Raw genomic sequence first — 24,365 nt, 5'->3', positions numbered from 1 at the left:
CGCCCGCCGGCCGCCCGGAGCGCGGCGAGCCCGCCGGGGTGGGCCCGGTCGGGGGCGAGCAGCACGGCCGTCACGGCGGCCCCGCGCCGCGCCAGCCGGGCCCCGGCGTACAGGGCGTCACCGCCGTTGTCCCCGCTGCCGACGAGGAGGGCCACCCGAGCGCCGTAGGTGCGGCCCAGCAGCTCCGCCGCGGCGACGGCGAGCCCCGCGGCCGCCCGCTGCATGAGGGCGCCCTCGGGGAGCCGCGCCATCAGCTCCCGCTCCGCATCCCGTACGGCCTCGACCCGGTAAGCGTTCCGCATGGCCGCCAGCGTAGGCCGTCCCGTCCGCGTCCACCCGCCCGTCAGGCCTCGGCGACGACCACCGCCGAGGCCACGCCGGCGTCGTGGCTCAGGGAGACGTGCCAGCGCCGGACGCCGAGGGCGGCGGCGCGCTCCGCCACCGTGCCCCGGACCACCAGCGAGGGCGCGCCGCTGTCCGCCGTCACCACCTCCGCGTCCGTCCAGCGCAGGCCGCGCGGCGCGCCGAGTGCCTTGGCCAGTGCCTCCTTGGCGGCGAACCGGGCGGCCAGGGAGGCCACACCGCGCCGTTCCCCGCTCGGCAGGAACCGCTCGGCGGGAAGGAAGAGCCGGGTGGCCAGCCCAGGCGTCCGCTCCAGGGACCGCGCGAAGCGGTCGATCTCGGCGACGTCGATGCCCACCCCCACGATCATGCCCGCGCTCACTCCACGGTCACGGACTTGGCGAGGTTGCGCGGCTGGTCGACCTCGTTGCCCCGGGCCGTGGCCAGCTCGCAGGCGAACACCTGCAGCGGGACGGTCGCCACGAGCGGCTGGAGCAGGGTGGGCGTCGCGGGTACTCGGATGAGGTGGTCGGCGTAGGGCGCGACGGCCTCGTCGCCCTCCTCGGCGATGACGATCGTGCGTGCGCCGCGGGCCCGGATCTCCTGGATGTTGGAGACGATCTTGTCGTGCAGCACCGAGCGGCCGCGCGGCGAGGGCACCACGACGACGACGGGCAGGTCCTCCTCGATGAGCGCGATCGGCCCGTGCTTCAGCTCGCCCGCCGCGAAACCCTCGGCGTGCATGTAGGCCAGCTCCTTGAGCTTGAGCGCGCCCTCCAGGGCCACCGGGAAGCCGACGTGGCGGCCCAGGAACAGCACGGTGTCCTTGTCGGCGAGGGAGCGGGCCAGCTCGCGCACCGGCTCCATGGTGCCGAGCACCTTGTCCACCTCGGTACCCATGTGGGCCAGCTCGCCGATGACGGACTGGATCTCGTCGCCCCACTTGGTGCCGCGCACCTGGCCCAGGTACAGCGCGACGAGGTAGCAGGCCACGAGCTGGGTCAGGAACGCCTTGGTCGAGGCCACGGCGACCTCGGGCCCGGCGTGCGTGTAGAGGACGGCGTCGGACTCGCGCGGGATCGTGGAGCCGTTGGTGTTGCAGATGGCCAGCACCTTCGCGCCCTGCTCGCGGGCGTGCCGCAGGGCCATCAGGGTGTCCATGGTCTCGCCGGACTGGGAGATGGCGATGACGAGCGTGCGCTGGTCGAGGATCGGGTCCCGGTAGCGGAACTCGCTGGCCAGCTCCGTCTCGCAGGGGACGCGGGTCCAGTGCTCGATGGCGTACTTGGCGATCATCCCCGCGTGGTAGGCGGTGCCGCAGGCCACGACGACGACCTTGTTGACCTCGCGCAGCACCGAGGCGGGGATGCGGACCTCGTCGAGGTGCAGGGTGCCCTGGGCGTCGATGCGGCCCAGCAGCGTGTCCGCGACGGCCTTGGGCTGCTCGGCGATCTCCTTGAGCATGAAGTAGTCGTAGCCGCCCTTCTCGGCGGCGGACGCGTCCCAGTCGACGTGGTAGCGGCGCACCTCGGCGGGGGCGCCGTCGAAGTCGGTGACGGTGACGGAGTCCCGGGTGAGCGCCACGACCTGGTCCTGGCCCAGCTCGATGGCCTCGCGGGTGTGCTCGATGAAGGCGGCGACGTCGGAGGCGAGGAAGGCCTCCTCGTCACCGACGCCGACGACCAGCGGCGAGTTGCGCCGGGCGCCGACGACGGTGTCCGGCTCGTCGGCGTGCACGGCGACCAGCGTGAACGCGCCCTCCAGCCTGCGGCACACGTGGCGCATCGCCTCGGCCAGGTCGCCCACCGAGGAGAACGCCTCGGCCAGCAGGTGGGAGACGACCTCGGTGTCCGTCTCGGAGGTCAGCTCGTGGCCGCGCTCGGCCAGCTCGGCCCGCAGCACGGCGAAGTTCTCGATGATCCCGTTGTGGACGACGGCGACCCGGCCCGCGTTGTCCAGGTGCGGGTGGGCGTTGCCGTCGGTGGGGCCGCCGTGGGTGGCCCAGCGGGTGTGCCCGAGCCCGGTGGTGCCGGACGGCAGCGGGCGCTCGTCCAGCACCTTGGTGAGGTTGGCGAGCTTGCCCGCCTTCTTGGCGGAGGCCAGCCCGCCGTCGGCCAGGACGGCCACGCCGGCCGAGTCATAGCCGCGGTACTCCAGCCGCTTCAGACCTGCGATGACCACGTCGAGGGCGGACTGCCCTCCCACATATCCCACGATGCCGCACATGGCACGGCAGCCTACGCGGTACCGGCCGGCGGGGCGGCGACGGCGCCGGAGGAACGCCGGGCGCGGCCCGCCGCCCGGGTGGCCGCGGGGGCCGGGCACCCGCTACCGGGCGCCCTCGCCCGGATCGTCGTCGGCCGCGTCCAGGAGGGCGAGGAACTCCTCCTCCTCGCCCTGCGGCTTGCTCCCCGTGACGTACAGGTCGAGCGCCTCACCGGCGTCGGAGCCGAGGTCGTCGTCGGGCATTTCCTCCACGAGCAGCTCGAACCGGTCGGGCCGTACGGACCGCTCTCGCCGGGCATACCGGTCGGTTCGGAGCCAGGGTAACCGCTTCAGGACGCCTCGGTCGAAATGGTACATCCCCCGAACCTAACCCCGCCCGACCAGGCACGTACAGGGGTTCGATGCCGGGGTACGTCACATCGCGGGGCGGTACACGCCCCCCGGGTGTGGGGGCGCGCCCGGCGGGCGCACAATGGGCGCGTGCCCCGTCCATCTGGAACCTCCCCCGGCCTCAGACCTGCGAATTCGCCCGCCCCGCCGCCCGTCGGCCCCGGACGGCGACGCACCGACGTCACGCCGTACGTCGACCTCAGCCGCGCCGAGTGGAGCGCCCTGCGCGAGCGCACCCCCCTGCCGCTGACGGCCGACGAGGTCGAGGAGCTGCGCGGCCTCGGCGACGTCGTCGACCTCGACGAGGTGCGCGACATCTACCTGCCGCTGTCCCGGCTGCTGAACCTGTACGTCGGCGCGACGCACGGCCTGCGCGGCGCGCTGAACACGTTCCTCGGCGAGGGCGCCCAGCCGGGCACGCCGTTCGTCATAGGGGTCGCCGGGAGCGTCGCCGTCGGCAAGTCCACCACCGCGCGGCTGCTGCGGGCGCTGCTGGCCCGCTGGCCCGAGCACCCGCGGGTGGAGCTGGTGACGACCGACGGCTTCCTCTTCCCCAACGCCGAGCTGCACCGGCGCGGGCTGATGGCGCGCAAGGGCTTCCCCGAGTCCTACGACCGCCGCGCGCTGACCCGCTTCGTGGCCGACGTGAAGGCCGGGCGCGACGAGGTCACCGCCCCCGTCTACTCCCATCTGATCTACGACATCGTCCCCGGCGAGCGGCTCACGGTGCGGCGCCCCGACATCCTCATCGTCGAGGGCCTCAACGTCCTCCAGCCGGCGCTGCCCGGCACCGACGGCCGCACCCGTGTCGCCGTCGCCGACTACTTCGACTTCTCCGTCTACGTCGACGCCCGCACCGAGGACATCGAGCGCTGGTACCTGGAGCGCTTCCGCAAGCTGCGGCAGACGGCCTTCCAGAACCCCTTCTCCTACTTCCGCAGGTACACGCAGGTGTCGGAGGAGGAGGCGCTGGACTACGCCCGCGGCACCTGGCGGGACATCAACTGCCCCAACCTGCGGGAGAACATCGTCCCCACCCGCGGCCGGGCCTCCCTCGTGCTCCGCAAGGGCCCCGACCACACGGTCCAGCGCCTGTCCCTGCGCAAGCTCTGACGCCCCGCCGGATCCGCCGCGAACGGAACCAAGCCGCACTACACCGAAGTCCTGAACCCTGGGGGATGTTGCGCATGGCGGACCAGGCCGAGATCGACGAGAAGCTGGCCCGGGAGGCCGAGGAGCTCCGGAACCGCCCGCTGTCCGTACAGCGACGCGCCACGGGCTGGGCCTACGTCTCCTGGATCGGCATGCTCGTCGCGATGGCCGTCGTCTGGGACGAGGTCCCGCCCTGGCTGGGCCTCCTCCTCTGGCTGGCCCTGTTCGTGGGCTTCGCGTGCGGCCCGATGCGCCGTCTCGCGGCCACCGACGGCCTCAGTCACGGGCTGGTGGTCGTGCCGCTCATCGCGCTGCCCTGCGTGGTGTGGGGGCTGGAGCCTGCCAAGGGCCACGTGGTGCTCCTCACCACCGGCGAACGCGCCGTGGCCGAGGTCGAGTCGGAACTCGGGGACTCGTACGTGTGGAAGGGCCAGAGGTACTGGGACAACTTCTACACCTTCCACGACGTCGAGACGGGCGAGCGCCTGCCGGGTCCGGAGCGCACGGCGCGTGTGGGCACCTTCCGGTCCGGTATGACGGTGACGGTCCTGTACGACCCGCGCGGCGTGCATGCGCCGCAGCGGGTCCAGGACGTGAACCCCTACGGGAAGCTGGGCTTCGGCGGTGCGATGGCGCTGCTGGGCCTCGTCTTCATCCGGAGCACGTCCCGGCGGGTCAGCCCGGCCTACGACAAGGCCACCCGACGGCTCGTGACGCACCGGTGGCGGCGGTGGTGGGAGCGTGCCGCGCGGCGGCGGGCCCGGGACTCACAACCGGAGCGGCATGCCCGGCTACGGCTGCTCGCCTATCTCAACTGGCCCGTCACCTACTCAGTGTACGCCGTGCTGTGGGGGCTCACCGCGTACGAGGGCGCTCCGCTGCACGGCCAGTACACCCTGGTGCTCTTCGGTCCCATCCTCTGGCTGTGGTGGCCCTTGCAGCGCATCCACCAGCCCTGGGCCGGGCTGCCCTGCGCCTGCGGGCTGTGGCTCCTGATGGCCGGCGGCCGCGTACCGGCGGGGCAGCCTCGTCCCGCTGCTCATCGCCGCCGCGATCTGTCTGCCGCTGGGCGCCCTGTGGATGTGGGGGATGCTGAAGGCACACGCCCAACCCCTGGCCCGCCCGGCCGGGCACGACTCCGCCCGCGCCCGGAACTGACCGCGGGCGCGGGCGGTGGGGCTTTGGGGCCGGGGCGACCCGGCCCGGCTCAGCCCAGGGCCGTCTTGACGGCGTCGGCCAGGCGGCCGGCGACGGCGCGGGCCTGTTCGATGTCGGCGGCCTCGACCATGACCCGCACGAGCGGCTCGGTGCCGGAGGGGCGCAGGAGCACGCGCCCGGTCTCGCCCAGCTCGCGCTCGGCGGCCAGGACGGCGGTGGCCAGCTCGGCGGACGTCGCCACCCGCGACTTGTCGACGTCGGGCACGTTGATCAGCACCTGCGGCAGCCGCTCCATGACGGCGGCCAGCTCGGCGAGCGTCTTGCCGGTGGCCGCGACGCGGGAGGCGAGCAGCAGGCCCGTGAGGGTGCCGTCGCCCGTCGTCGCGTGGTCGAGGGCGATGACGTGCCCGGACTGCTCGCCGCCGAGCGAGAAGCCGCCACGCTTGAGCTCCTCCAGCACGTAGCGGTCGCCGACCGCCGTCTGGACGAGCCGCACGCCCTCGCGCTCCATGGCCAGCTTGAAGCCGAGATTGGACATGACCGTGGCCACGACGGTGTCGCCGCGCAGGGCGCCCGCCTCGCGCATGCCGAGGGCGAGGACGGCGAGGATCTGGTCGCCGTCGACCTCGTTGCCGTCGGCGTCCACCGCCAGGCAGCGGTCGGCGTCGCCGTCGTGGGCGACGCCGAGGTCGGCGCCGTGCTCGACGACGGCGGCGCGCAGCCCGGCGAGGTGGGTGGAGCCGCAGTCGTCGTTGATGTTGAGCCCGTCGGGCTCGGCACCGATGGTGACGACCTCGGCGCCCGCGCGGGCGAAGGCCTCGGGCGAGACGCGGGCGGCGGCGCCGTGGGCGCCGTCGATGACGACCTTCAGCCCGTCCAGCCGGTGCGGCAGAACGCCGATGAGGTGCGCGACGTAGGTGTCGAGGCCCTCACCGTGGTCGCGCACCCGGCCGACCCCGGCGCCGGTCGGCCGCTGCCACGGCTCTCCGGACTCGTGCTCGTGGTAGACGGCCTCGATGCGGTCCTCGATGTCGTCGGGGAGCTTGTGCCCGCCGCGGGCGAAGAACTTGATGCCGTTGTCCGGCATGGGGTTGTGGCTGGCGGAGAGCATGACGCCCAGGTCGGCGCCGAGCGAGCCGGTCAGGTGCGCGACGGCGGGAGTGGGCAGGACGCCCACCCGGAGGACGTCCACCCCGGCGCTGGCCAGCCCGGCCACCACCGCCGCCTCCAGGAACTCGCCCGAGGCCCGCGGATCCCGGCCGACCACGGCCACCGGACGATGTCCTTCGAACGATCCGGCCTCACCGAGCACGTGCGCCGCCGCGACCGACAGCCCCAGAGCCATCTCGGCCGTCAGATCCGCGTTGGCGACACCGCGCACGCCGTCCGTTCCGAAGAGTCGTCCCACCGTGGTACCTCCGAGTGCTTCGAACCGGCACCGCCGCTCGAGGACGCGCGGTGCCCCGTGAAAGGCGTGGCCGGGAGAGTGCGGCGATAGGCCGGTTTCACTGGTTCTTCCCGTTTTACGCCAGGTATTCCCCGATGCCGCGAACGGACAGGTGCCCTTGGCACATGCGACCCGTCCGGAAAGGGGAACGCCCCGGCGGCACTGCTGTACCGCCGGGGCGTTCCGAGCGCGGAGCGCGAGGCGTCAGCGCTTGCTGTACTGCGTACCCTTACGGGCCTTCTTGAGACCGGCCTTCTTGCGCTCGACGGCGCGGGCGTCACGGGTGAGGAAGCCGGCCTTCTTCAGCGGGCCGCGGTTGTTCTCCACGTCCGCCTCGTTCAGGGCACGGGCCACGCCCAGGCGCAGCGCACCCGCCTGGCCGGAGATGCCGCCGCCGCTGATGCGGGCGACGACGTCGTACCGGCTGTCCAGCTCGAGCACCTTGAAGGGCTCGTTGACTTCCTGCTGGTGCACCTTGTTGGGGAAGTACCCCTCCAGGGTGCGACCGTTGATCTTCCACTTGCCGGTGCCCGGCACGATGCGGACGCGGGCGATGGCGTTCTTGCGCCGCCCGGTGCCGGCGCCCGGCTGCGGGTCGCCGAAGCGGGAGGCGAGCGACTCGGTCGAGTACTCGCCCTCGACACCCTCGGGGGTCTCGGTGCTGTAGTGCTCGATGTCCTCGGTGTCGACGACAGGGGTCTCAGCGGTGGTCTCGGCCACGATGCTCCTCGGTTCTCTTCGTTCCGGTAGTGGCCGGATTACTGGCTGATCTGGGTGATCTCGAACGGCACGGGCTGCTGGGCACCGTGGGGGTGCTCGGCGCCGCGGTAGACCTTCAGCTTCGACAGCATCTGACGGCCCAGCGTGTTCTTCGGGAGCATGCCCTTGACGGCCTTCTCGATGGCCTTCTCCGGGTTCTTCTCCAGCAGGTCCTCGTAGCGGACGGAGCGGAGACCGCCCGGGTAGCCCGAGTGACGGTAGGCCATCTTCTGGGTCCGCTTGTTGCCGGAGAGGTGCACCTTCTCGGCGTTGATGATGATGACGAAGTCACCAGCGTCAACGTGCGGCGCGTACACGGGCTTGTGCTTGCCCCGGAGGAGGGTTGCGGCCTGGGAGGCCAGACGGCCCAGGACAACGTCCTGCGCGTCGATGACGTGCCACTGGCGCTTGATGTCGCCGGGCTTGGGGCTGTACGTACGCACGGTCGTATGCCTTCGCTTCTTCTGAGTGAGTCCTGACAGGGCCACCAGGCAGATCACGACAGCCTTGGACCGCACGACGGTGACGCGGGCCGCGTGCAGATGCTGGTCATCGACCGGTGGGCCGGTGTAGGGCCCCCCTCACGTGAGAATGAGGCAGACCAGTACACAACGATCTCGCAGAATACCGGCACCACCCCGAGGGGGTCAAAGCGAGCCCCCGTGAAGGGCCGACGGCTCAGCCCTTCACGGGGCCGTCGACGATCTCGACGCCCGTTCAGCCCACGCCCGGCTCAGCGGGCGCGGGCGACCCGCGTCTCGTCCCAGACCGGTTCCGCCGTCTCGCGGACGCGGCCGTCGGCGCCGAAGACGAGGTAGCGGTCGAAGGCGCGGGCGAACCAGCGGTCGTGGGTGACGGCGAGCACCGTGCCCTGGTACTGCTCCAGCCCCGCCTGGAGAGCCTCCGCGCTCTCCAGGTCCAGGTTGTCCGTCGGCTCGTCCAGGAGCAGCGCCGTCGCCCCGGCCAGCTCCAGCAGCAGGATCTGGAACCGGGCCTGCTGCCCGCCGGAGAGCCGGTCGAAGGGCTGCTCGGAGGCGCGGTCCAGCTCGTAGCGGCGCAGCGCGGACATCGCGGCGCCGCGGTCGAGGGCGTGCTCGGTCCACAGGATGTCCCGCAGCGGCCGCCCGGCCAGCTCCGGATGGGCGTGCGTCTGGGCGAAGTGCCCGGGGACGACACGGGCGCCGAGCTTCCACGCCCCGGTGTGGGCGACGGGCCGCTCGGGGTCGCCGGCGAGCAGCCGCAGGAAGTGCGACTTGCCAGACCCGTTCGAGCCGAGGACGGCGACCCGCTCGCCGTAGAAGACCTCCAGGCCGAACGGTTTCATCAGCCCCGTCAGCTCCAGGTTCTCGCAGGTCACCGCCCGAACCCCGGTACGCCCGCCGCGCAGCCGCATGGTGATCTGCTGCTCGCGCGGCGGCTCCTGCGGCGGCCCGGCCTCCTCGAACTTCCGCAGCCGGGTCTGCGCGGCCTGGTAGCGGGAGGCCAGGCCGTCGTTGAAGGCGGCCTTGTTCTTGAGCGTGTTCACGAGCTGCTTGAGCTGGGCGTGCTTCTCGTCCCAGCGGCGCCGCAGCTCCTCGAAGCGGGCGAACCGCTCGCGCCGGGCCTCGTGGTAGGTGTCGAAGCCGCCGCCGTGCACCCACACGTCCGAGCCGGCCGGGCTGGGCTCCACGCTGATGATCTTCTCGGCGGAACGGGCCAGCAGCTCGCGGTCGTGCGAGATGAACAGCACGGTCTTGCGGGTCTCCCGCAGCCGCTCCTCCAGCCAGCGCTTGCCGGGGACGTCGAGGTAGTTGTCCGGCTCGTCCAGCAGGAGCACCTCGTCCGGGCCGCGCAGCAGAGCCTCCAGTACGAGCCGCTTCTGCTCGCCGCCCGAGAGGGTGCGCACCTGTCGCCACTGCGCCTTCTCGTAGGGGACGCCGAGTGCGGCCGTCGTGCAGATGTCCCACCGCGTCTCGGCCTCGTAGCCCCGGGCCTCGGCCCAGTCGCTCAGGGCCTGCGCGTAGTCGAGCTGGGCGGCCTCGTCGTCTCTCTCCATGATCGCCAGCTCCGCGGCGTCCACCGCCTCGGCGGCCTTGCGGATGCGCGGCGGGGCGACGGAGACGAGCAGGTCCCGCACGGTGCGTTCGTCCCGCACCGAGCCGACGAACTGGGGCATCACGCCGAGGCCGCCGGAGACGGTCACGCTGCCGCCGTGCGCCTCCAGCTCGCCCGCGACGATGCGCAGCAGCGTCGTCTTCCCGGCGCCGTTCGCGCCGACGAGCGCCACGGCCGCGCCCTCGCCGACGCGGAACGAGGCGTCCGCGAGCAGCAGCCGCCCGTCCGGCAGGTAGTACTCGACGTGTGCGACTTCGACGTGACCCATGGGTCCGGATTGTGGACGCCGTCGGCGGGGAAAGGCCAACCCTTTTCCACGCCGACGGCGTCACCGCCTCGGGCCGGCGGGGTCAGCCGGCGGCGACCGTGGAGCGGCGGCGGGCGGCCCAGTAGACCGCGACACCGGCGCCGAGCACGACCAGCGAGCCGCCGACGAGGAGCAGCACGCCACCGGCGCCGGTGAGAGCGAGGTCACCCTCGGCCGCGTCCTTGCCGGAGCCGTCGCCGGAACCGTCCGCGCCGCCGGAGCCGTCGGCCGAGCCGGAGCCGCCGGTCGAACCGTCACCGTCGCCCTCGCCCTTGCCGGAGTCGCCGTCACCGGAGCCACCGGACGAGCCGGAGTCCCCGGAGCCGCCGGTGCCGGAGCCGTCGCCGGGACCGTTGAGGACGATCCACGCCGTGTCGTTGGAGTGGTCGCCGTCCTTCGGCGACGAGTAACCGACGTACACCTTGCCCCTGGCGTTCTCGACCACCTCGTCGATACGCAGCTCGAACGGGAACGAACGCTCGTCGTCCTCCAGGACCGGCGTGGACAGCCAGCACAGGTAGAGGGAGGTGCTCACCTCACCGTTCTGGGACATCGGGCCGCATTTCTTCGGCGCCTCGACGACGCTCGCACCAGGCGGGACCTCGACCTGGAACCCGATCGGCTCCCCGCCCGCGCGCTGCGAGCCGAGCCACGCCGGGCCGTTGTTGGCGAAGCCGACGTCCACCGTCACGACGTCGCCCTCGCCACCCCTGGCCGAGCCCCCGGTGAAGGCGAGGTCGTAGGTGTTGCGCGTCGGGAAGTCCAGCTCCCCGAAGCGCACGTAGGCGGCCGGGTCCGCGTCGGCGACCTCGACCAGGCGCAGCTTCGCCCCCGTGCCGGACTCGTACGGGTGCTCGCCGCGCAGCTCGTCCAGCTCCGCCTCGGTCACCGGCGAGAAGCGGTAGGCGAAGACGTCGTCGAGGGCGAAGGGGGCGGTCTTGACGGCGAACGGCTCGCTCAGCCCGTAGGCGGCCCCGGGGTGGAAGGTCCCGTCGAACGCGCACAGCACCCGGCTGCTTTCTGTCAGCGGGCTGTCACCGGTCCGGGCGTAGGAGCAGTTGCTGTAGGTGTCGGGGAACGACAGGCCCCGCGAACCGGTGAGACGCAGGACGACGCCGTCGGAGGCGGCGGTGCCGCCGACGTTGCGGAAGCCCAGGGGCGCCTTGTAGGTCTCGCCCGGGGCGAAGCCCTCCGGCTCGGCGAGCGTGCGCATGTGCAGCTCGGCCTGGCCGACCAGGACGTCGATGTTCAGCCCGGCGAAGTCGACGCCGTCGGCCTCGCCGGTCACCTTGACGGTGCCGGACTCCCCGGCCTCGCTTCCGTCGTTGACGTCGAGCCGCAGGTCCGGAACGTTGTAGGACCAGTCACCGGGGTAGATCTCGTGCCCCGTGCACACGAAGACCAGGCCCTTGGTGGTGCAGGCCCAGCCGTCCACCAGCGTGACGTCGGCGATTCCGGCGAGCTCCGAGGCATCGATCGTGAGCGTGTAGTCACCCTGGAAGACCGGGTAGGTGATGCCGTCCTCGTCCGGGCCGTGTTCGCCGTCGTCCGGCGCGCTCAGCCCGAGGTCGATCTGCGGCTCCGTGCCGTCGTCCTCGGTGTTCAGGGACAGCGCGACCTGTTCGGGGCCGGTGATCGTGACGGGCAGGGGCGCGTCCGCGGCCTGGGCGCCGCCGGCGAGCCCGCCGGTGAGCAGACCGGCCAGTGCCAGACCGCCGAGCGCCCGGGTCAGCGGACGGGGAAATGCGTGGACCATGTTGCCTCTCTCGTTCCGGCTCCGGCCGGTTCACCGCAGAGCCGTCGTCGGGGAGTTTGACCGGCCCATGCCGACCCGGGTTGTGCACGGCGCCATCACGGGCACGTCTCGAAACCGTCAACGCCCCTCCCCGGCTTCACCCCGCGCCGGGGACGTGGGTGGGCGGCGCGTCTAGGATTCCGGCATGAGCTTTGGGCAAGGGGGGCCCGGCTGGGGCCCGGGCGGCGGACCGACGCCGGACTGGAACGCACTCGCCGAACAGGCGGCGGCCACGCGCGCACGCCGCCGCCGTCTGCTGCTGATCGGCTGCGGCGCGGCGGCGACGGTGGCGGTGGCGGCCGTCGTCGCTCTCGCCGTCACACAGGGCATCAGCGGTGGGGAGCCGTCCGACGCTTCGACCACGTCCCTGCCGAGCCCGGCCGACCTGCCCTCCGGCCCCTCACAGCCCGAGCCCGACTTCACCAAGGCTCCCCCGCCACCCAACCCGTACGAGTTCATATCCGACCCCGAGAAGGACACCGCGCCGCGCAGCGCGGAGGGCTTCTTCCCGGACACGACGGTCGAACTCGACGGACGTTCCTACCGCCGGGCCGCGGTGAAGTCGGCCGAGGACTGCCCCTCGGCCGCCGCGACCAACGATCTGGAGAAGGTGCTCAAGGACTGGAACTGCACGGAGATGCACCAGGCGTCGTTCACGCGGGACGGCATCTCCGTGACCGTCGGCATCGCCGTGCTCCACGGGGAGTCGGAGGCGGGCGAGGTGAAGAAGGCGGCGAAGCCCTACCTCGCGCCGCTGACCGGCGGCGACGTCCCCAAGGACTTCTGCCGCTACTCCGCCTGCCGCTCCAGCGCCGAGGCCTACGGCCGCTACGTGGTCTTCACCGTCTCCGGCTATGTCGACGGCACGGACGTCACCCGCGAGGAGACGACGGCCCTCGCGGCGGGCCGGGACCTCACCGCCCACGCCAGGGAGCGCCTCAAGGCGCGTGGCCGCGAGCAGGCCGCCGCCGCGGCCACCGAACAGCCCGCGCCCTGACCGCTGCCGTCAGGGCGGGCCTGGGGACACGGCGGGCCTGGTGAGAGGGCGGCCCTGGGCCCTGTCGTCAAGGGGACGTCCGTCCGCGAGCTGGGGGTGCCCCCGGCGTTGGCCGGGGGAGTCTGGTGCGGTGCGTCGCAAGGCGGGGGATCGCCCTCGTACCGGGCGTGCTCGGGCGACTCCGACAACGCAGCGAGGTGCCCTGCCCGGGGCCATCTCCCAGCGTTGGCTGCGGGAGTCGCGAGCAGGGCGTCCTTGTGCCGACGGGGCCTAGCGGCAGGGCAGCGTACGCAGGTTGCGGGACTCGGCGTTGCGGGCGGCGAGCGCGTCGTCCGCCGGGTAGCCGACCTCCTCCAGCGTCAGCCCGTGCGGGCGGACGACGTGGACGGCCGAGTCGCGTACGCCCGCCGCCAGGACCTCGCCCGGCCAGGCCGGGGGCCGGTGCCCGTCGCCGACGAAGAGCATCGCGCCGACCAGCGAGCGCACCATGTTGTGGCAGAAGGCGTCGGCCTTGACGGTGGCCTCCAGCACGCCGTCGGGCCGACGCTCCCACCGCAGGTCCAGCAGCCGCCGGATGGTCGTCGCGCCGTCGCGCTTCTTGCAGTACGCCGCGAAGTCGTGCTCCCCCAACAGCCGCTTCGCCGCCGCGTTCATCGCGTCCAGGTCCAGCGGCCAGTTGTGCCACAGGACGTGTCCGCGCTGGAGGGGGTCGACGCCGCCGGGGTGGTCGGTGACGCGGTAGGCGTAGCGGCGCCAGATCGCGGAGAAGCGCGCGTCGAAGTGCGGCGGTGCCGGTGTCAGGCGGCGGACCCGGACGTCGTGCGGCAGCCGCCCGGCGAGGCGGCGCAGCAGCTTGTCCTCGTGCGCGGCCCACAGCTCGGCGGGCAGATCCACGTGGGCGACCTGGCCCCGGGCGTGCACACCGGCGTCCGTCCGCCCGGCGACGGTCAGCTCGAAGGGCTCGGCGGAGCGGGTGACGACGCGCAGCGCCTCCTGCACCTCGCCCTGCACCGTCCGCCGGCCGCGCTGTACGGCCCAGCCGGAGAAGTCCCGGCCGTCGTAACTCAGGTCCAGCCGTACCCGGACGAGGCCGGACTCCACGCCGTCACTCACTTGCGTCACTCACCTGACTGCTCTGTGTCATCTCTGCCCGGTCGCCGCTCCGGCCCGCGGGCGGTCCCGGTACGCGGACGGGCCCGCCCCCACACGGGAGCGGGCCCACGAGCACACGGTTCGGTGCTCAGGCGTCCTTGGACTCCTCGGAAGCCTCGGCGGCCTCCTCGGCCGGAGCCTCATCGGCGTCCGCCTTCTTGAGGTCCGCGGCCTTCTCGCCCTCGGCGTCCTTGGCGGCACGCTTCGCGGCGGCCTCGGCCTCGCCGACGGCCGTCTGCTGCACGGTCAGCGCCTCGACCAGCTCGATGACCGCCATCGGCGCGTTGTCACCGCGACGGTTACCGATCTTGGTGATCCGGGTGTAGCCACCCGGACGGTTCTCGTAGCGCGGGCCGATCTCGGTGAAGAGGGTGTGCACGACGGACTTGTCCAGGATCGTGCGCATGACCTGGCGACGGTTGTGCAGGTCGCCCTTCTTCGCCTTGGTGATCAGACGCTCCGCGACCGGACGCAGGCGGCGGGCCTTGGCCTCGGTCGTGGTGATGCGGCCGTGCTCGAAGAGGGCCGTGGCGAGGTTCCCCAGCATGGCCTTCTGGTGCGCGGCGCTGCCGCCCAGACGGGCACCCTTGGTGGGCTTCGGCATCGTGTTTCTCCTTGGTGTCTGCACCGGCCGTATCAGGTACCGGTGTCAGTGTCCGCACGGGCTTGTGCCCGGCGGAACCCGCGGCCCGCCCCGCCCGTGCGGACGGGACGGGCCGCGGACGATCAGTACTGCTCGGTCTCGACGAAGCCCTGGTCGGCGTCGTCGTCCGCGCCGTAGGCGTCGGCGGCGGCGGTCGGGTCGAACCCGGGGGGGCTGTCCTTGAGCGCCAGGCCCATGCCGTGCAGCTTGGCCTTGACCTCGTCGATGGACTTCGCGCCGAAGTTGCGGATGTCCAGCAGGTCCGCCTCGGAACGGGCCACCAGCTCGCCCACCGAGTGGATGCCCTCGCGCTTGAGGCAGTTGTAGGAGCGGACCGTCAGCTCCAGCTCCTCGATCGGCAGCGCCAGGTCGGCGGCCAGGGCGGCGTCGGTCGGGGACGGGCCCATGTCGATGCCCTCGGCGTCGACGTTGAGCTCGCGGGCCAGACCGAACAGCTCCACCAGCGTCTTGCCCGCGGAGGCGACGGCGTCACGCGGACGCATCGACTCCTTGGTCTCGACGTCGACGATCAGCTTGTCGAAGTCGGTGCGCTGCTCGACACGGGTCGCCTCGACCTTGTAGGTGACCTTGAGCACCGGGCTGTAGATGGAGTCGACCGGGATGCGGCCGATCTCCTGGCCCGCCTGCTTGTTCTGCACGGCGGAGACGTAGCCGCGGCCGCGCTCGACCGTCAGCTCCATCTCCAGCTTGCCCTTGCCGTTCAGCGTGGCGAGGACGAGGTCGGGGTTGTGCACCTCGACACCGGCCGGGGGCGCGATGTCGGCGGCGGTGACCAGACCCGGGCCCTGCTTGCGCAGGTACATCACGACCGGCTCGTCGTGCTCGGAGGAGACGACCAGCTGCTTGATGTTGAGGATCAGGTCGGTGACGTCCTCCTTGACGCCCGGCACGGTGGTGAACTCGTGCAGGACGCCGTCGATCCGGATGCTCGTGACAGCCGCACCGGGGATCGAGGAGAGGAGCGTACGACGCAGGGAGTTACCGAGGGTGTAGCCGAACCCCGGCTCCAGCGGCTCGATCACGAACCGGGAGCGGAACTCGTCGACGACCTCTTCGGTCAGGGAAGGGCGCTGAGCGATCAGCATGAGGATGTGCCTCCAGTCTTCGGCAACCGCTATTTGATGCCGGACTACCGCACGGCCTGCGGGCCACACGGCTCTACTGCAAGGGTACGGGCGACCCGGCGATGACGCGCCGGGCCGCCCGTGACACTCGAGCTGTTACTTCGAGTACAGCTCGACGATCAGCTGCTCCTGCACCTGGGTGTCGATCACCTGGCGCTCGGGCAGGCTGTGCACGAGGATCCGCAGCCGCGAGGGAATGACCTCCAGCCACGCCGGGACGGTCTTGTCGCCCGCCTCGGCCTGGGCCACCTGGAACGGGGTCATGTTCCGGGAGGACTCGCGGACCTCGATGATGTCGTTCGGGCTGACCCGAGCCGACGGGATGTCCGTCTTGCGGCCGTTCACGAGGATGTGGCCGTGGCGGACGAGCTGACGGGCGTGGTCGCGGGACTTGGCGAAGCCGGCCCGGTAGACCACGTTGTCGAGCCGGGTCTCGAGGATGCGCAGGAGGTTCTCACCGGTCTTGCCGGACTTCCTGTTGGCCTCGTTGTAGTAGCCCCGGAACTGCTTCTCGAGGACACCGTAGATCCGCGCGCACTTCTGCTTCTCACGCTTCTGCAGCAGGTACTCGCTGTCCTTGGTGCGCCCGCGTCCGTGCTCACCCGGGGGGTAAGGACGGATCTCGATCGGGCACTTCGCGCTCTCGCACTTAGCTCCCTTGAGGAAGAGCTTCTGCTTCTCCCGACGGCAACGCTTGCAGTCGGCCCCGGTGTAACGCGCCATAGTCTCTAATCTCCTACTTCGCTGGTCAGACGCGGCGACGCTTCGGCGGGCGGCAGCCGTTGTGCGGGGTGGGGGTGACGTCCTGGATCGAGCCGACCTCCAGGCCGGTGGCCTGGAGCGAACGGATCGCGGTCTCACGGCCGGAGCCGGGACCCTTCACGAAGACGTCCACCTTCCGCATGCCGTGCTCCTGCGCGCGACGGGCGGCCGACTCGGCGGCCATCTGCGCGGCGAACGGCGTCGACTTGCGCGAACCCTTGAAGCCCACGTGCCCGGCCGAAGCCCAGGAGATCACGTTGCCGGTGGGGTCGGTGATGGAAACGATGGTGTTGTTGAACGTGCTCTTGATGTGAGCGTGCCCGTGGGCGACGTTCTTCTTCTCCTTGCGGCGCACCTTCTTGGCGCCGGCCGTACGGCCCTTCGGAGGCATAAAGATTTACTCCCGTGGAGGTGGTCGGTCCTGCTACTCGGACCGCTTGGAGCGTCCGGTGCGGACTACTTCTTGCCCGGCTTCTTCTTGCCGGCGATCGCGCGACGCGGGCCCTTGCGGGTGCGGGCGTTGGTCTTCGTGCGCTGACCGCGGACCGGAAGGCCGCGGCGGTGACGCAGACCCTGGTAGTTGCCGATCTCGACCTTGCGGCGGATGTCGGCCTGGATCTCTCGACGGAGGTCACCCTCGGTCTGGATGTTGGCCTCGACGTACTCGCGGATCTTGATCAGCTCGTCCTCGGCCAGATCACGAACGCGGGTGTCGGGGTTCACGCCGGTGGCGGCGAGGGTCTCCCGGGACCGGGTGCGACCGATACCGAAGACATAGGTGAGGGCAACCTCCACACGCTTGTCGCGCGGGAGGTCAACGCCTTCGAGGCGTGCCATGGATGTGGCTCCTGAGTGTTCACGGAGGTCTTCCGCAGCACCGTTCCCGTAAGGCTCACGAGAGGCCTACGAGCCGGGTCCCCGGCCTCCGGACCGGGGGTGTCGTCCCCACACGTGACGTGGGGGGTCGGGTGACTGCGTATCTACTTGTCTTGCTCGCGTCGCGCGAAGAGGTGCGAGTGCGGGTCGAGAGCTGCGTCAGCCCTGGCGCTGCTTGTGGCGCAGGTTGTCGCAGATGACCATGACCCGGCCGTGACGGCGGATCACCTTGCACTTGTCGCAGATCTTCTTGACGCTCGGCTTGACCTTCATGGGATTGAGGTTCTCCGGGTCACGCCATCACCTCACGGGAGCGAGGCGAGGGCTCGATCTACTTGTAGCGGTAGACGATCCGTCCACGCGTCAGGTCGTAGGGAGAGAGCTCCACCACGACCCGGTCGTCGGGAAGGATACGGATGTAGTGCATCCGCATCTTGCCGCTGATGTGCGCGAGGACCTGGTGACCGTTCTGCAGCTCCACCTTGAACATCGCGTTCGGCAGAGACTCGACAACGGTGCCCTCGATTTCGATGGCCCCTTGTTTTTTGGCCATGCTTGAGGCTTTCACCTTCCGGGATCGGCTACCTGGACCGGCCCCGGGCACAGGCGTACACGGGGACCGACGCATCAGTCTACGCCACGCCCCCGGCCAAGGCGAAATCGCCCCCGGACCCCCAGTCTGCCCACATGCCGCTCGGCTCAATCCTTCACTCCGCGCGTGGGAGGCCCGCGCACAGGCGCAGGGCTGGCGAGCGCAGGGCTGGCGAGCGCGGCCCCCGGCCCCGGCGGCTCCGGGTGCCCCACCCGGCCCGGGGCCCCGAGCCGGAGTCCCGGGGCTCCACACCCCACCCAGCCCCGGGGTCCGGGGGCGGAGCCCCCTGAGTTTCGGGAAGGGGAGGGTCAGGGGAGGAAGCCCGCAGCGCCCACCACTCGCAGCCGACGGGCTCGGACGGCAGGCCAGGGATCTGACCCCGGCGCTCGCCACAGGCCACAGGACCGAAGGACAGGGCCCGGCCCGGCGGTGGGCCGGACGGGACGGCCGACGCGGAGCCGACGCGGGCCGGATCCGGGGCTCAGCCCAGCGGGTCGGGCGCGGCGGTGACACCGTACTCGGCGAGCTTCGCCTTGCCCCCGTCCACCGCGGTCAGCACCAGCGGACCCTTCTCCGTCAGCGCCACCGAGTGCTCCCAGTGGCTCGACCAGGAGCCGTCGTCCGTCTTGACGGTCCACTCGTCCTCGAGGACGTGCGTGCGCGGCGTGCCCAGCGAGATCATCGGCTCGATCGCGAGACACATGCCGGGCACGAGCTTCGGGTTGTGCCGGCCGACGAGCCGCCGCCGGTCCACGTAGTTCAGCAGGTGGGGGTCCATGTGCATCTGGCTGCCGATGCCGTGGCCGCCGTAGTCCTCGATGATCCCGTACCGGCCGCCCGACGGCCGGGGCTGCCGCTTGACGTAGCCCTCGACCGCGCGGGAGATCTCGATCAGCCGCGAGCCCTTGCGGAAGGCCGCGATGCCGGCCCACAGCGACTCGTGGGTCACCCGGCTCAGCTCGTGCAGCTCCGGTGCGTGCCCCTCGCCGACGAAGACGGTGATCGCGGCGTCGCCGTGCCAGCCGTCCACGATGGCGCCGGCGTCGATGGAGAGGATGTCGCCGGACTTCAGGACCGTCTCCCGGTCCGGGATGCCGTGGACGACGACCTCGTTCACCGAGGTGCAGATGTTGCCGGGGAAGCCGCCGTACCCGAGGAAGTTCGGCTTGGCACCGTGCTCGGCGAGCACCTTCGCGGCGGCCTCGTCGAGGTCCTTCGTGGTGGCGCCGGGCACCGCGGCCTCGGCGCAGGCGCGGTGCATGGCGGCGACCACCAGCCCCGCCGCCCGCATCTTGGCGATCTGCTCCGGGGTCTTGATCTCCACCATGACGGCTGGCGCCTCCTATGGAACTGGTCTGATTCTCGCCATCAACGATACGGCCGGAACGAACAGGAAGCTCGGCCCCACAACCGCCCGCTGCAGGGTCGGGGAAGGCTCGGTCCGACTCGGCCCCGTGCGGGCGCACCCGCACCGTTCGGCCGAGGCCTGCGCGTCGCCCTGGAAGACCCTTCGGCTGGTGTAGCTGCGCGGACGGTTAGCGACCACAACTCCATCACACCCGATGCGTCTCTGTTGAGCCGCCAGACCGTACCATCTTCCCACTCAGACATCCGATGTGATCTCCCACCTGGGCTTCTGGCGTTCGCTCACCTTCCACCAAACCCGTTCTTGGCGGAGCGGAGGGCGCGGAACCGACCTGAAGGGTCGCTTTGAAGTAGTGAACTTCCTACTGGATTCACCAACAGAGATGCGGCTCCTGGCACATTGAAACATTGCGGCGCACAGGCTCCGAGCGAACATCACCGCCTCGTGCACACATGGCTCAAATTGAACCTTTGCGCGCGCACCACCTTTGACGTGATCAACTGCACCATCTAGCGTCTCCTCAGATCGCCCCGAAATCTTCAAGGCCATAGGGCACCCGCTTGGCTTGACAGAGTGACTTGCAGCCCCATGAACGAGGAGGCAATAAATGATCAATTCCAAGTATGCACGCGTAGGTCTAGTGAGTGCTGCCACCGCCACGATGCTTCTATTCACGGCGACCCCGGCGCTGGCCGCCAACTTCCGCATCTCCTTGCCGTACGACCGTGGCTACATGCAGTACATCGACGACGGGGATGTATTCACGGTCTGTGACACGAAAGCAGACGGCCATGGCGTCACAGGCTACGTGCGGCGGCTGATGCTGGATGGCCGCATAATCACGCTCGCCACCATTGATGATGGTGGCGATGCTGGCTGCGACAAGAAGGGCGTCGACATTAACCGACAGGCCCACGACATTGTACTCTGCTGGAACGGTGGCGGCCCGTGCGTTGTTTCTCGCCCCTTCGAGGAGTAGAGGTGAGCGCATAAGCGACTTCGGAAGACTCTGCGAATTCGACAGCTTGCGGATTTAACGCGAGCCGATTCAGAGCGAACCCGCCGCTTAAGCCGCCATCGACAGGTTGGGAATTCTGAGTTCTGCAACCTGACTTCCTGATGCTAATTCTTGTGCGACCCGCCGGAGTGCCCGGCGGGTCGCACTCATTTCACGGCACTTCCGTCGGCAAATGGTTGCGGCTACCGAACCTGACCAGTGACGACTCTCCACGACGAGAAGTGTGTTTGATATCACCTCATGCGGCCCATCCATGTCGATGCCGCTGATCCATGTCAGCTCGATGTTCGCTCCATCGACGCGGCGGACGCGGGCAGCCTGTCGACTCAGTGCTCCTCACGCCGACATCCGCTTCCACAAGAGCTGCTGCCCCGGCTCAGCTACCGCCCCGCCCGCTTCACGAACTGATCGCGAATGCCCCGGTGCGACGAGCCGCTGGACGACGTCGGGAAGGCATTCGCCACGCGGCGCCGCCGGAACAACGAGGGCTGGCGAGTGATGTCGGTCCTCCTGGACGCGGGCGTTCGCTTCCGGACCTGCGGCTGCGGCCCCGGCCACCGGCCGCGCACGGCACTCGAGCGCTTGGCCTACGCCGTACCGCGAACCCTTCGTCCACTCCCTGACCCGTGCCCGGCTGACGACAGACGGCGAAGGCCGCCGCCCCGGTCCGGGGTGGCGGCCTTCGCGGAAGACGAAGCGGGGGTTACGCCTTCGCCGGCAGTGCCGACATCGCGCGCTGCGTGACGTCGGCGACAGCCCCCAGCGCGGAGAGCGTGGTCACGAGCCCCTGCGCCTTGTAGTAGTCGATGATCGGCTCGGTCTCACTGTGGTAGACCTCCAGCCGCTTGCGCACGGTGTCCTCGCGGTCGTCGTCGCGCTGGTACAGCTCGCCACCGCACACGTCGCACACACCCGTCTCCTTCGGGGGCGTGTAGTCGACGTGGAAGATGTGGCTGCTGTCGTTGCGGCACATGCGGCGGCCGGCGATGCGCCGGACGACCTCGTCCTCGGGGACCTCGAGGTCCAGCACCGCGTCCAGGGCCAGCTCGGCGTCCCGCAGGATGCCGTCCAGCGCCTCGGCCTGCGCGAGGTTGCGCGGGAAGCCGTCGAGGAGGAAGCCGCCGGCGGCGTCTTCCTGCTCCATCCGGTCCTTGGCCATGTTTACGGTGACCTCGTCCGGCACCAGCTCCCCCGCGCGCATGTACTCCTGCGCGCGACGACCCAGTTCCGTGCCCTGGCTGATGTTGGCGCGGAACAGGTCGCCGGTGGAGATGTGGGGGATGCCGAGATTCTTGGCGAGCAACGCGGCCTGCGTGCCCTTGCCCGCACCAGGCGGCCCGACGAGGACGATACGCATTAGCGGAGGAACCCTTCGTAGTTGCGCTGCTGGAGCTGGCTCTCGATCTGCTTCACGGTCTCCAGGCCGACACCCACGATGATGAGGATGCTGGTACCGCCGAACGGGAACTCACCCTCCGCGTTGAAGGCGATCAGCGCGACCGTGGGCACCAGGGCGATCAAACCGAGGTAGATCGACCCGGGCCACGTGATGCGGTTCAGCACGTAGCTCAGATACTCCGCCGTGGGGCGACCGGCCCGGATACCCGGGATGAAGCCACCATACTTCTTCATGTTGTCTGCAACTTCTTCGGGGTTGAAGGAGATCGCGACGTAGAAGAAGGCGAAGAAGACGATGAGCACAAAGTACGTAAGGACGTAAATCGGGGCATTCTGGCTCTGGAAATTCTGCCGAATCCAGTCTGCCCAGCCCGCCGTGGACCCGCTGAACTGAACGATCAAGGCGGGAATGTAGAGCAGCGACGAAGCGAAGATGACAGGAATCACACCTGCCTGGTTCACCTTCAAAGGGATGTACGTGGACGTTCCGCCGTACGAACGGCGGCCGATCATCCGCTTCGCGTACTGCACCGGGATACGCCGCTGTGCCTGCTCGACGAAGACGACCAAGCCGACCATGGCCAGGCCCATCACGATCACGGCGCCGAACTCGATCCAGCCGTCGGCCAGCTCGCCCTGCGCCTTGATGGCCCACAGCGCGCCGGGGAAGCCGGCCGCGATGGAGACGAACATGAGGATCGACATGCCGTTGCCGATGCCGCGGTCGGTGACGAGCTCACCGAGCCACATGATGAGCGCCGTACCGGCCGTCATGGTGATGACCATGGTCATGGTCACGAACACCGAGTCGTCCGGGACGATCTGGTCGCCCACGGGGCAGCCCTGGAAGAGGGTGCCGCTGCGCGCCGTCGCCACCAGACCGGTAGCCTGCAGCACCGCCAGCGCGACGGTCAGATAGCGGGTGTACTGGGTGATCTTCGCCTGCCCGGCCTGGCCTTCCTTCTTCAGGGCCTCCAGGCGCGGGATCACGACGACGAGCAACTGCAGGATGATGCTCGCCGTGATGTAGGGCATGATCCCGAGGGCGAAGATGGTCACCTGCAACAGTGCGCCACCGCTGAACATGTTCACCAGGCCGAGCAGACCGGCGTCGCCGCTCTCCCGGTTGTCCAGACAGATCTGGACGTTCTGATAGCTGATCCCGGGGACGGGGATCTGTGCCCCCAGCCGGTAGAGCACCACGATGCCCAGCGTGAACAGCAGCTTCTTGCGCAGGTCGGGCGTCTTGAAAGCCCGGGTGAACGCGCTGAGCACGGTACCTCCTGCGGGCTCCCGCGCTGTGCTGCGCGAGAGGTGACGGTCTGGGTATTGACGGATACGACGGTGTTACTGCGCCCGGTTGCAACGGGTGGCTGCGTCCAGCGGGCAGTGCCGCTCACCTTACCGGCGAGAAGCCCGCCCACGGAACGACCGAACGACCAACCGGGGATGCCCGTTGGTGGGCATCCCCGGTTGGTGTTACGTCATCATGCTCAGACGAGCTCGGTGACGGTGCCGCCGGCGGCGGTGATCTTCTCCTTGGCGGAGCCGGAGACCTTGTCCACGGTCACCGTCAGCGCCACGGAGATCTCGCCGGTGCCGAGCACCTTGACGAGGTTGTTCTTGCGCACGGCACCCTTGGCGACCAGGTCGGCCACGGTGACCTCGCCACCCTCGGGGTAGAGGGCGGCGAGCTTGTCCAGGTTGACGACCTGGTACTCGGTGCGGAACGGGTTCTTGAAGCCCTTGAGCTTGGGCAGCCGCATGTGCAGCGGCATCTGCCCACCCTCGAAACGCTCGGGAACCTGGTAACGGGCCTTGGTGCCCTTGGTGCCACGACCAGCCGTCTTACCCTTCGACGCCTCACCACGACCGACGCGGGTCTTGGTGGTCTTGGCGCCCGGGGCCGGACGGAGGTTGTGGACCTTCAGCGGCTTCTCTTCCGCCATCTCAGTCGACCTCCTCGACCGTCACGAGGTGACGCACGGTGTGCACCATGCCGCGCACCTCGGGGCGGTCCGCCTTGACGACCACGTCGTTGACGCGCTTGAGACCGAGGGTCCGCAGCGTGTCACGGTGGTTCTGCTTCGTGCCGATCACGGAACGGGTCTGGGTGATCTTGAGCTGAGCCATCACGCGCTCACCCCGGCACGGGCCCGCAGCAGGGCGGCGGGCGCGACGTCCTCGAGCGGCAGGCCACGGCGAGCGGCGATCTCCTCGGGGCGCTGGAGGCCCCGCAGAGCTGCCACCGTGGCGTGCACGATGTTGATCGGGTTCGACGAGCCGAGCGACTTGCTCAGCACGTCGTGGATGCCCGCGCACTCCAGCACGGCGCGCACCGGGCCACCGGCGATCACACCGGTACCGGGCGAAGCCGGCTTGAGCAGCACGACACCCGCGGCCTCCTCACCCTGGATCGGGTGCGGGATGGTGCCCTGGATGCGGGGGACCTTGAAGAAGTGCTTCTTGGCCTCCTCAACGCCCTTGGCGATGGCGGCCGGCACCTCCTTGGCCTTGCCGTATCCGACACCCACGGTGCCGTCACCGTCGCCCACCACGACCAGCGCGGTGAAGCTGAAGCGACGACCACCCTTCACAACCTTGGCGACGCGGTTGATCGCGACGACGCGCTCGACGTACGCGGTCTTGTCGGCGGCAGCGCCACCGTCCCGCCGGTCCTTACGGTCCCGCCGCTCGCCGCCACCGGCGCCGCCACCGCGGCGCTGGGGTCCAGCCATTGGAATTA

At 70.3% G+C, this 24,365-nt stretch carries 26 protein-coding genes; 3 read left to right on the top strand and 23 right to left on the bottom strand.

The window, feature by feature from the left end; translation table 11 throughout:
• From HPT28_RS12590 to HPT28_RS12575, 4 genes are all read right to left on the bottom strand, one after another.
• Positions 1–302: NAD(P)H-hydrate epimerase (locus HPT28_RS12590; protein WP_306824609.1), on the bottom strand; the 302-nt coding region annotated here is incomplete at its 3' end.
• A gap of 41 nt (positions 303–343) precedes the next feature.
• A complete protein-coding gene (locus tag HPT28_RS12585) occupies positions 344–712 on the bottom strand; it encodes a holo-ACP synthase (protein WP_219091121.1) in 369 nt (122 codons plus the stop codon).
• An 8-nt stretch (positions 713–720) separates the two neighbouring features.
• Positions 721–2,568, bottom strand: coding sequence for a glutamine--fructose-6-phosphate transaminase (isomerizing) (glmS, locus tag HPT28_RS12580; protein ID WP_219091120.1), 1,848 nt, complete (start codon positions 2,566–2,568; stop codon positions 721–723).
• 102 nt (positions 2,569–2,670) lie between these two features.
• Complete coding sequence (locus HPT28_RS12575; protein WP_219091127.1) at positions 2,671–2,925, bottom strand: hypothetical protein; 255 nt, start codon at positions 2,923–2,925, stop codon at positions 2,671–2,673.
• 123 nt (positions 2,926–3,048) lie between these two features.
• Between HPT28_RS12575 and coaA the strand changes: the two genes are divergently transcribed.
• On the top strand, positions 3,049–4,071 hold the full coding sequence (gene coaA, locus HPT28_RS12570; RefSeq protein ID WP_219091119.1) for a type I pantothenate kinase: 1,023 nt from the start codon (positions 3,049–3,051) through the stop codon (positions 4,069–4,071).
• 1,246 nt (positions 4,072–5,317) lie between these two features.
• On the opposite strand, the gene glmM is transcribed toward coaA, so the two are convergent.
• From glmM to HPT28_RS12545, 5 genes are all read right to left on the bottom strand, one after another.
• Positions 5,318–6,676, bottom strand: coding sequence for a phosphoglucosamine mutase (glmM, locus tag HPT28_RS12565; RefSeq protein ID WP_219091118.1), 1,359 nt, complete (start codon positions 6,674–6,676; stop codon positions 5,318–5,320).
• Positions 6,677–6,919: 243 nt separating this feature from the next.
• A complete protein-coding gene (rpsI, locus tag HPT28_RS12560; RefSeq protein WP_219091117.1) occupies positions 6,920–7,435 on the bottom strand; it encodes a 30S ribosomal protein S9 in 516 nt (171 codons plus the stop codon).
• Positions 7,436–7,473: 38 nt separating this feature from the next.
• A complete protein-coding gene (rplM, locus tag HPT28_RS12555) occupies positions 7,474–7,917 on the bottom strand; it encodes a 50S ribosomal protein L13 (RefSeq protein ID WP_219091116.1) in 444 nt (147 codons plus the stop codon).
• Between the two features lie 290 nt (positions 7,918–8,207).
• Entirely contained in the window at positions 8,208–9,836 is a 1,629-nt protein-coding gene (locus tag HPT28_RS12550; protein WP_219091115.1) for an ABC-F family ATP-binding cassette domain-containing protein, read from the bottom strand.
• An 82-nt stretch (positions 9,837–9,918) separates the two neighbouring features.
• Positions 9,919–11,631 (bottom strand): hypothetical protein, encoded by a 1,713-nt coding sequence (locus HPT28_RS12545; RefSeq protein WP_219091114.1) that lies wholly within the window; start codon positions 11,629–11,631, stop codon positions 9,919–9,921.
• 184 nt (positions 11,632–11,815) lie between these two features.
• Here HPT28_RS12545 and HPT28_RS12540 point away from each other — a divergent pair, with 184 nt between their 5' ends.
• Positions 11,816–12,667, top strand: coding sequence for a hypothetical protein (locus HPT28_RS12540; RefSeq protein ID WP_219091113.1), 852 nt, complete (start codon positions 11,816–11,818; stop codon positions 12,665–12,667).
• A 270-nt stretch (positions 12,668–12,937) separates the two neighbouring features.
• Here HPT28_RS12540 and truA read toward each other — a convergent pair whose 3' ends face one another.
• From truA to map, 9 genes are all read right to left on the bottom strand, one after another.
• On the bottom strand, positions 12,938–13,780 hold the full coding sequence (gene truA, locus HPT28_RS12535; protein WP_219091112.1) for a tRNA pseudouridine(38-40) synthase TruA: 843 nt from the start codon (positions 13,778–13,780) through the stop codon (positions 12,938–12,940).
• A 127-nt stretch (positions 13,781–13,907) separates the two neighbouring features.
• Positions 13,908–14,423, bottom strand: a complete 516-nt coding sequence (gene rplQ, locus HPT28_RS12530) for a 50S ribosomal protein L17 (protein ID WP_219091111.1) — start codon at positions 14,421–14,423, stop codon at positions 13,908–13,910.
• Between the two features lie 122 nt (positions 14,424–14,545).
• The gene (locus tag HPT28_RS12525) at positions 14,546–15,568 is read right to left on the bottom strand and encodes a DNA-directed RNA polymerase subunit alpha (RefSeq protein ID WP_191209723.1); all 1,023 of its coding nucleotides are present in this window, start codon (positions 15,566–15,568) and stop codon (positions 14,546–14,548) included.
• Positions 15,569–15,703: 135 nt separating this feature from the next.
• Positions 15,704–16,330 carry a 30S ribosomal protein S4 gene (gene rpsD, locus HPT28_RS12520; protein ID WP_219091110.1) on the bottom strand — a complete coding sequence of 209 codons (627 nt, stop codon included), beginning with the start codon at positions 16,328–16,330 and terminating at the stop codon, positions 15,704–15,706.
• Between the two features lie 25 nt (positions 16,331–16,355).
• A complete protein-coding gene (gene rpsK, locus HPT28_RS12515; protein WP_004571845.1) occupies positions 16,356–16,760 on the bottom strand; it encodes a 30S ribosomal protein S11 in 405 nt (134 codons plus the stop codon).
• Positions 16,761–16,825: 65 nt separating this feature from the next.
• Entirely contained in the window at positions 16,826–17,206 is a 381-nt protein-coding gene (gene rpsM, locus HPT28_RS12510) for a 30S ribosomal protein S13 (protein WP_219091109.1), read from the bottom strand.
• A 198-nt stretch (positions 17,207–17,404) separates the two neighbouring features.
• Positions 17,405–17,518, bottom strand: coding sequence for a 50S ribosomal protein L36 (rpmJ, locus tag HPT28_RS12505; protein ID WP_003956441.1), 114 nt, complete (start codon positions 17,516–17,518; stop codon positions 17,405–17,407).
• Positions 17,519–17,576: 58 nt separating this feature from the next.
• Positions 17,577–17,798 carry a translation initiation factor IF-1 gene (gene infA / locus HPT28_RS12500; RefSeq protein WP_003948620.1) on the bottom strand — a complete coding sequence of 74 codons (222 nt, stop codon included), beginning with the start codon at positions 17,796–17,798 and terminating at the stop codon, positions 17,577–17,579.
• A 520-nt stretch (positions 17,799–18,318) separates the two neighbouring features.
• Positions 18,319–19,164, bottom strand: a complete 846-nt coding sequence (map, locus tag HPT28_RS12495; protein WP_219091108.1) for a type I methionyl aminopeptidase — start codon at positions 19,162–19,164, stop codon at positions 18,319–18,321.
• Between the two features lie 646 nt (positions 19,165–19,810).
• Here map and HPT28_RS12490 point away from each other — a divergent pair.
• The gene (locus tag HPT28_RS12490; protein ID WP_219091107.1) at positions 19,811–20,182 is read left to right on the top strand and encodes a hypothetical protein; all 372 of its coding nucleotides are present in this window, start codon (positions 19,811–19,813) and stop codon (positions 20,180–20,182) included.
• Positions 20,183–20,924: 742 nt separating this feature from the next.
• On the opposite strand, the gene HPT28_RS12485 is transcribed toward HPT28_RS12490, so the two are convergent.
• The 5 genes from HPT28_RS12485 to rpsE form a co-directional block, all read right to left on the bottom strand.
• A complete protein-coding gene (locus HPT28_RS12485) occupies positions 20,925–21,578 on the bottom strand; it encodes an adenylate kinase (RefSeq protein WP_219091106.1) in 654 nt (217 codons plus the stop codon).
• On the bottom strand, positions 21,578–22,894 hold the full coding sequence (secY, locus tag HPT28_RS12480) for a preprotein translocase subunit SecY (RefSeq protein WP_219091105.1): 1,317 nt from the start codon (positions 22,892–22,894) through the stop codon (positions 21,578–21,580). Before secY ends, HPT28_RS12485 begins: the two co-directional genes overlap by 1 nt.
• Before the next feature lie 218 nt (positions 22,895–23,112).
• Positions 23,113–23,568 (bottom strand): 50S ribosomal protein L15, encoded by a 456-nt coding sequence (rplO, locus tag HPT28_RS12475; RefSeq protein WP_219091104.1) that lies wholly within the window; start codon positions 23,566–23,568, stop codon positions 23,113–23,115.
• A gap of 1 nt (position 23,569) precedes the next feature.
• Entirely contained in the window at positions 23,570–23,752 is a 183-nt protein-coding gene (gene rpmD / locus HPT28_RS12470) for a 50S ribosomal protein L30 (RefSeq protein WP_219091103.1), read from the bottom strand.
• Positions 23,752–24,357: a 30S ribosomal protein S5 gene (rpsE, locus tag HPT28_RS12465; RefSeq protein ID WP_191209731.1), complete on the bottom strand. Its 606-nt coding sequence runs from the start codon at positions 24,355–24,357 to the stop codon at positions 23,752–23,754. Before rpsE ends, rpmD begins: the two co-directional genes overlap by 1 nt.
• Positions 24,358–24,365 lie beyond the last annotated feature (8 nt).

Source organism: Streptomyces sp. JJ38, from assembly GCF_019303475.1.
Lineage (GTDB): Bacteria > Actinomycetota > Actinomycetes > Streptomycetales > Streptomycetaceae > Streptomyces.
Note: the sequence above shows the minus strand (reverse complement) of the source record. Positions and strands in the feature narration are given on the sequence as shown.

What these genes read in the sequence shown, in the direction of transcription:
- HPT28_RS12550 (WP_219091115.1), bottom strand. Translation starts at nt 9,836, where the DNA reads ATGGGTCACGTCGAAGTCGCACACGTCGAGTACTACCTGCCGGACGGG.
- rpsK (WP_004571845.1), bottom strand. Translation starts at nt 16,760, where the DNA reads ATGCCTCCGAAGGGCCGTACGGCCGGCGCCAAGAAGGTGCGCCGCAAG.
- glmS (WP_219091120.1), bottom strand. Translation starts at nt 2,568, where the DNA reads ATGTGCGGCATCGTGGGATATGTGGGAGGGCAGTCCGCCCTCGACGTG.
- rpsM (WP_219091109.1), bottom strand. Translation starts at nt 17,206, where the DNA reads ATGGCACGCCTCGAAGGCGTTGACCTCCCGCGCGACAAGCGTGTGGAG.
- HPT28_RS12540 (WP_219091113.1), top strand. Translation starts at nt 11,816, where the DNA reads ATGAGCTTTGGGCAAGGGGGGCCCGGCTGGGGCCCGGGCGGCGGACCG.
- HPT28_RS12575 (WP_219091127.1), bottom strand. Translation starts at nt 2,925, where the DNA reads ATGTACCATTTCGACCGAGGCGTCCTGAAGCGGTTACCCTGGCTCCGA.
- HPT28_RS12490 (WP_219091107.1), top strand. Translation starts at nt 19,811, where the DNA reads ATGATCAATTCCAAGTATGCACGCGTAGGTCTAGTGAGTGCTGCCACC.
- HPT28_RS12545 (WP_219091114.1), bottom strand. Translation starts at nt 11,631, where the DNA reads ATGGTCCACGCATTTCCCCGTCCGCTGACCCGGGCGCTCGGCGGTCTG.
- rplQ (WP_219091111.1), bottom strand. Translation starts at nt 14,423, where the DNA reads ATGCCGAAGCCCACCAAGGGTGCCCGTCTGGGCGGCAGCGCCGCGCAC.
- rpmJ (WP_003956441.1), bottom strand. Translation starts at nt 17,518, where the DNA reads ATGAAGGTCAAGCCGAGCGTCAAGAAGATCTGCGACAAGTGCAAGGTG.
- rplO (WP_219091104.1), bottom strand. Translation starts at nt 23,568, where the DNA reads ATGGCGGAAGAGAAGCCGCTGAAGGTCCACAACCTCCGTCCGGCCCCG.
- HPT28_RS12485 (WP_219091106.1), bottom strand. Translation starts at nt 21,578, where the DNA reads ATGCGTATCGTCCTCGTCGGGCCGCCTGGTGCGGGCAAGGGCACGCAG.
- rpmD (WP_219091103.1), bottom strand. Translation starts at nt 23,752, where the DNA reads ATGGCTCAGCTCAAGATCACCCAGACCCGTTCCGTGATCGGCACGAAG.
- rpsE (WP_191209731.1), bottom strand. Translation starts at nt 24,357, where the DNA reads ATGGCTGGACCCCAGCGCCGCGGTGGCGGCGCCGGTGGCGGCGAGCGG.
- map (WP_219091108.1), bottom strand. Translation starts at nt 19,164, where the DNA reads ATGGTGGAGATCAAGACCCCGGAGCAGATCGCCAAGATGCGGGCGGCG.
- rpsD (WP_219091110.1), bottom strand. Translation starts at nt 16,330, where the DNA reads ATGGCGCGTTACACCGGGGCCGACTGCAAGCGTTGCCGTCGGGAGAAG.
- HPT28_RS12525 (WP_191209723.1), bottom strand. Translation starts at nt 15,568, where the DNA reads ATGCTGATCGCTCAGCGCCCTTCCCTGACCGAAGAGGTCGTCGACGAG.
- HPT28_RS12585 (WP_219091121.1), bottom strand. Translation starts at nt 712, where the DNA reads ATGATCGTGGGGGTGGGCATCGACGTCGCCGAGATCGACCGCTTCGCG.
- infA (WP_003948620.1), bottom strand. Translation starts at nt 17,798, where the DNA reads ATGGCCAAAAAACAAGGGGCCATCGAAATCGAGGGCACCGTTGTCGAG.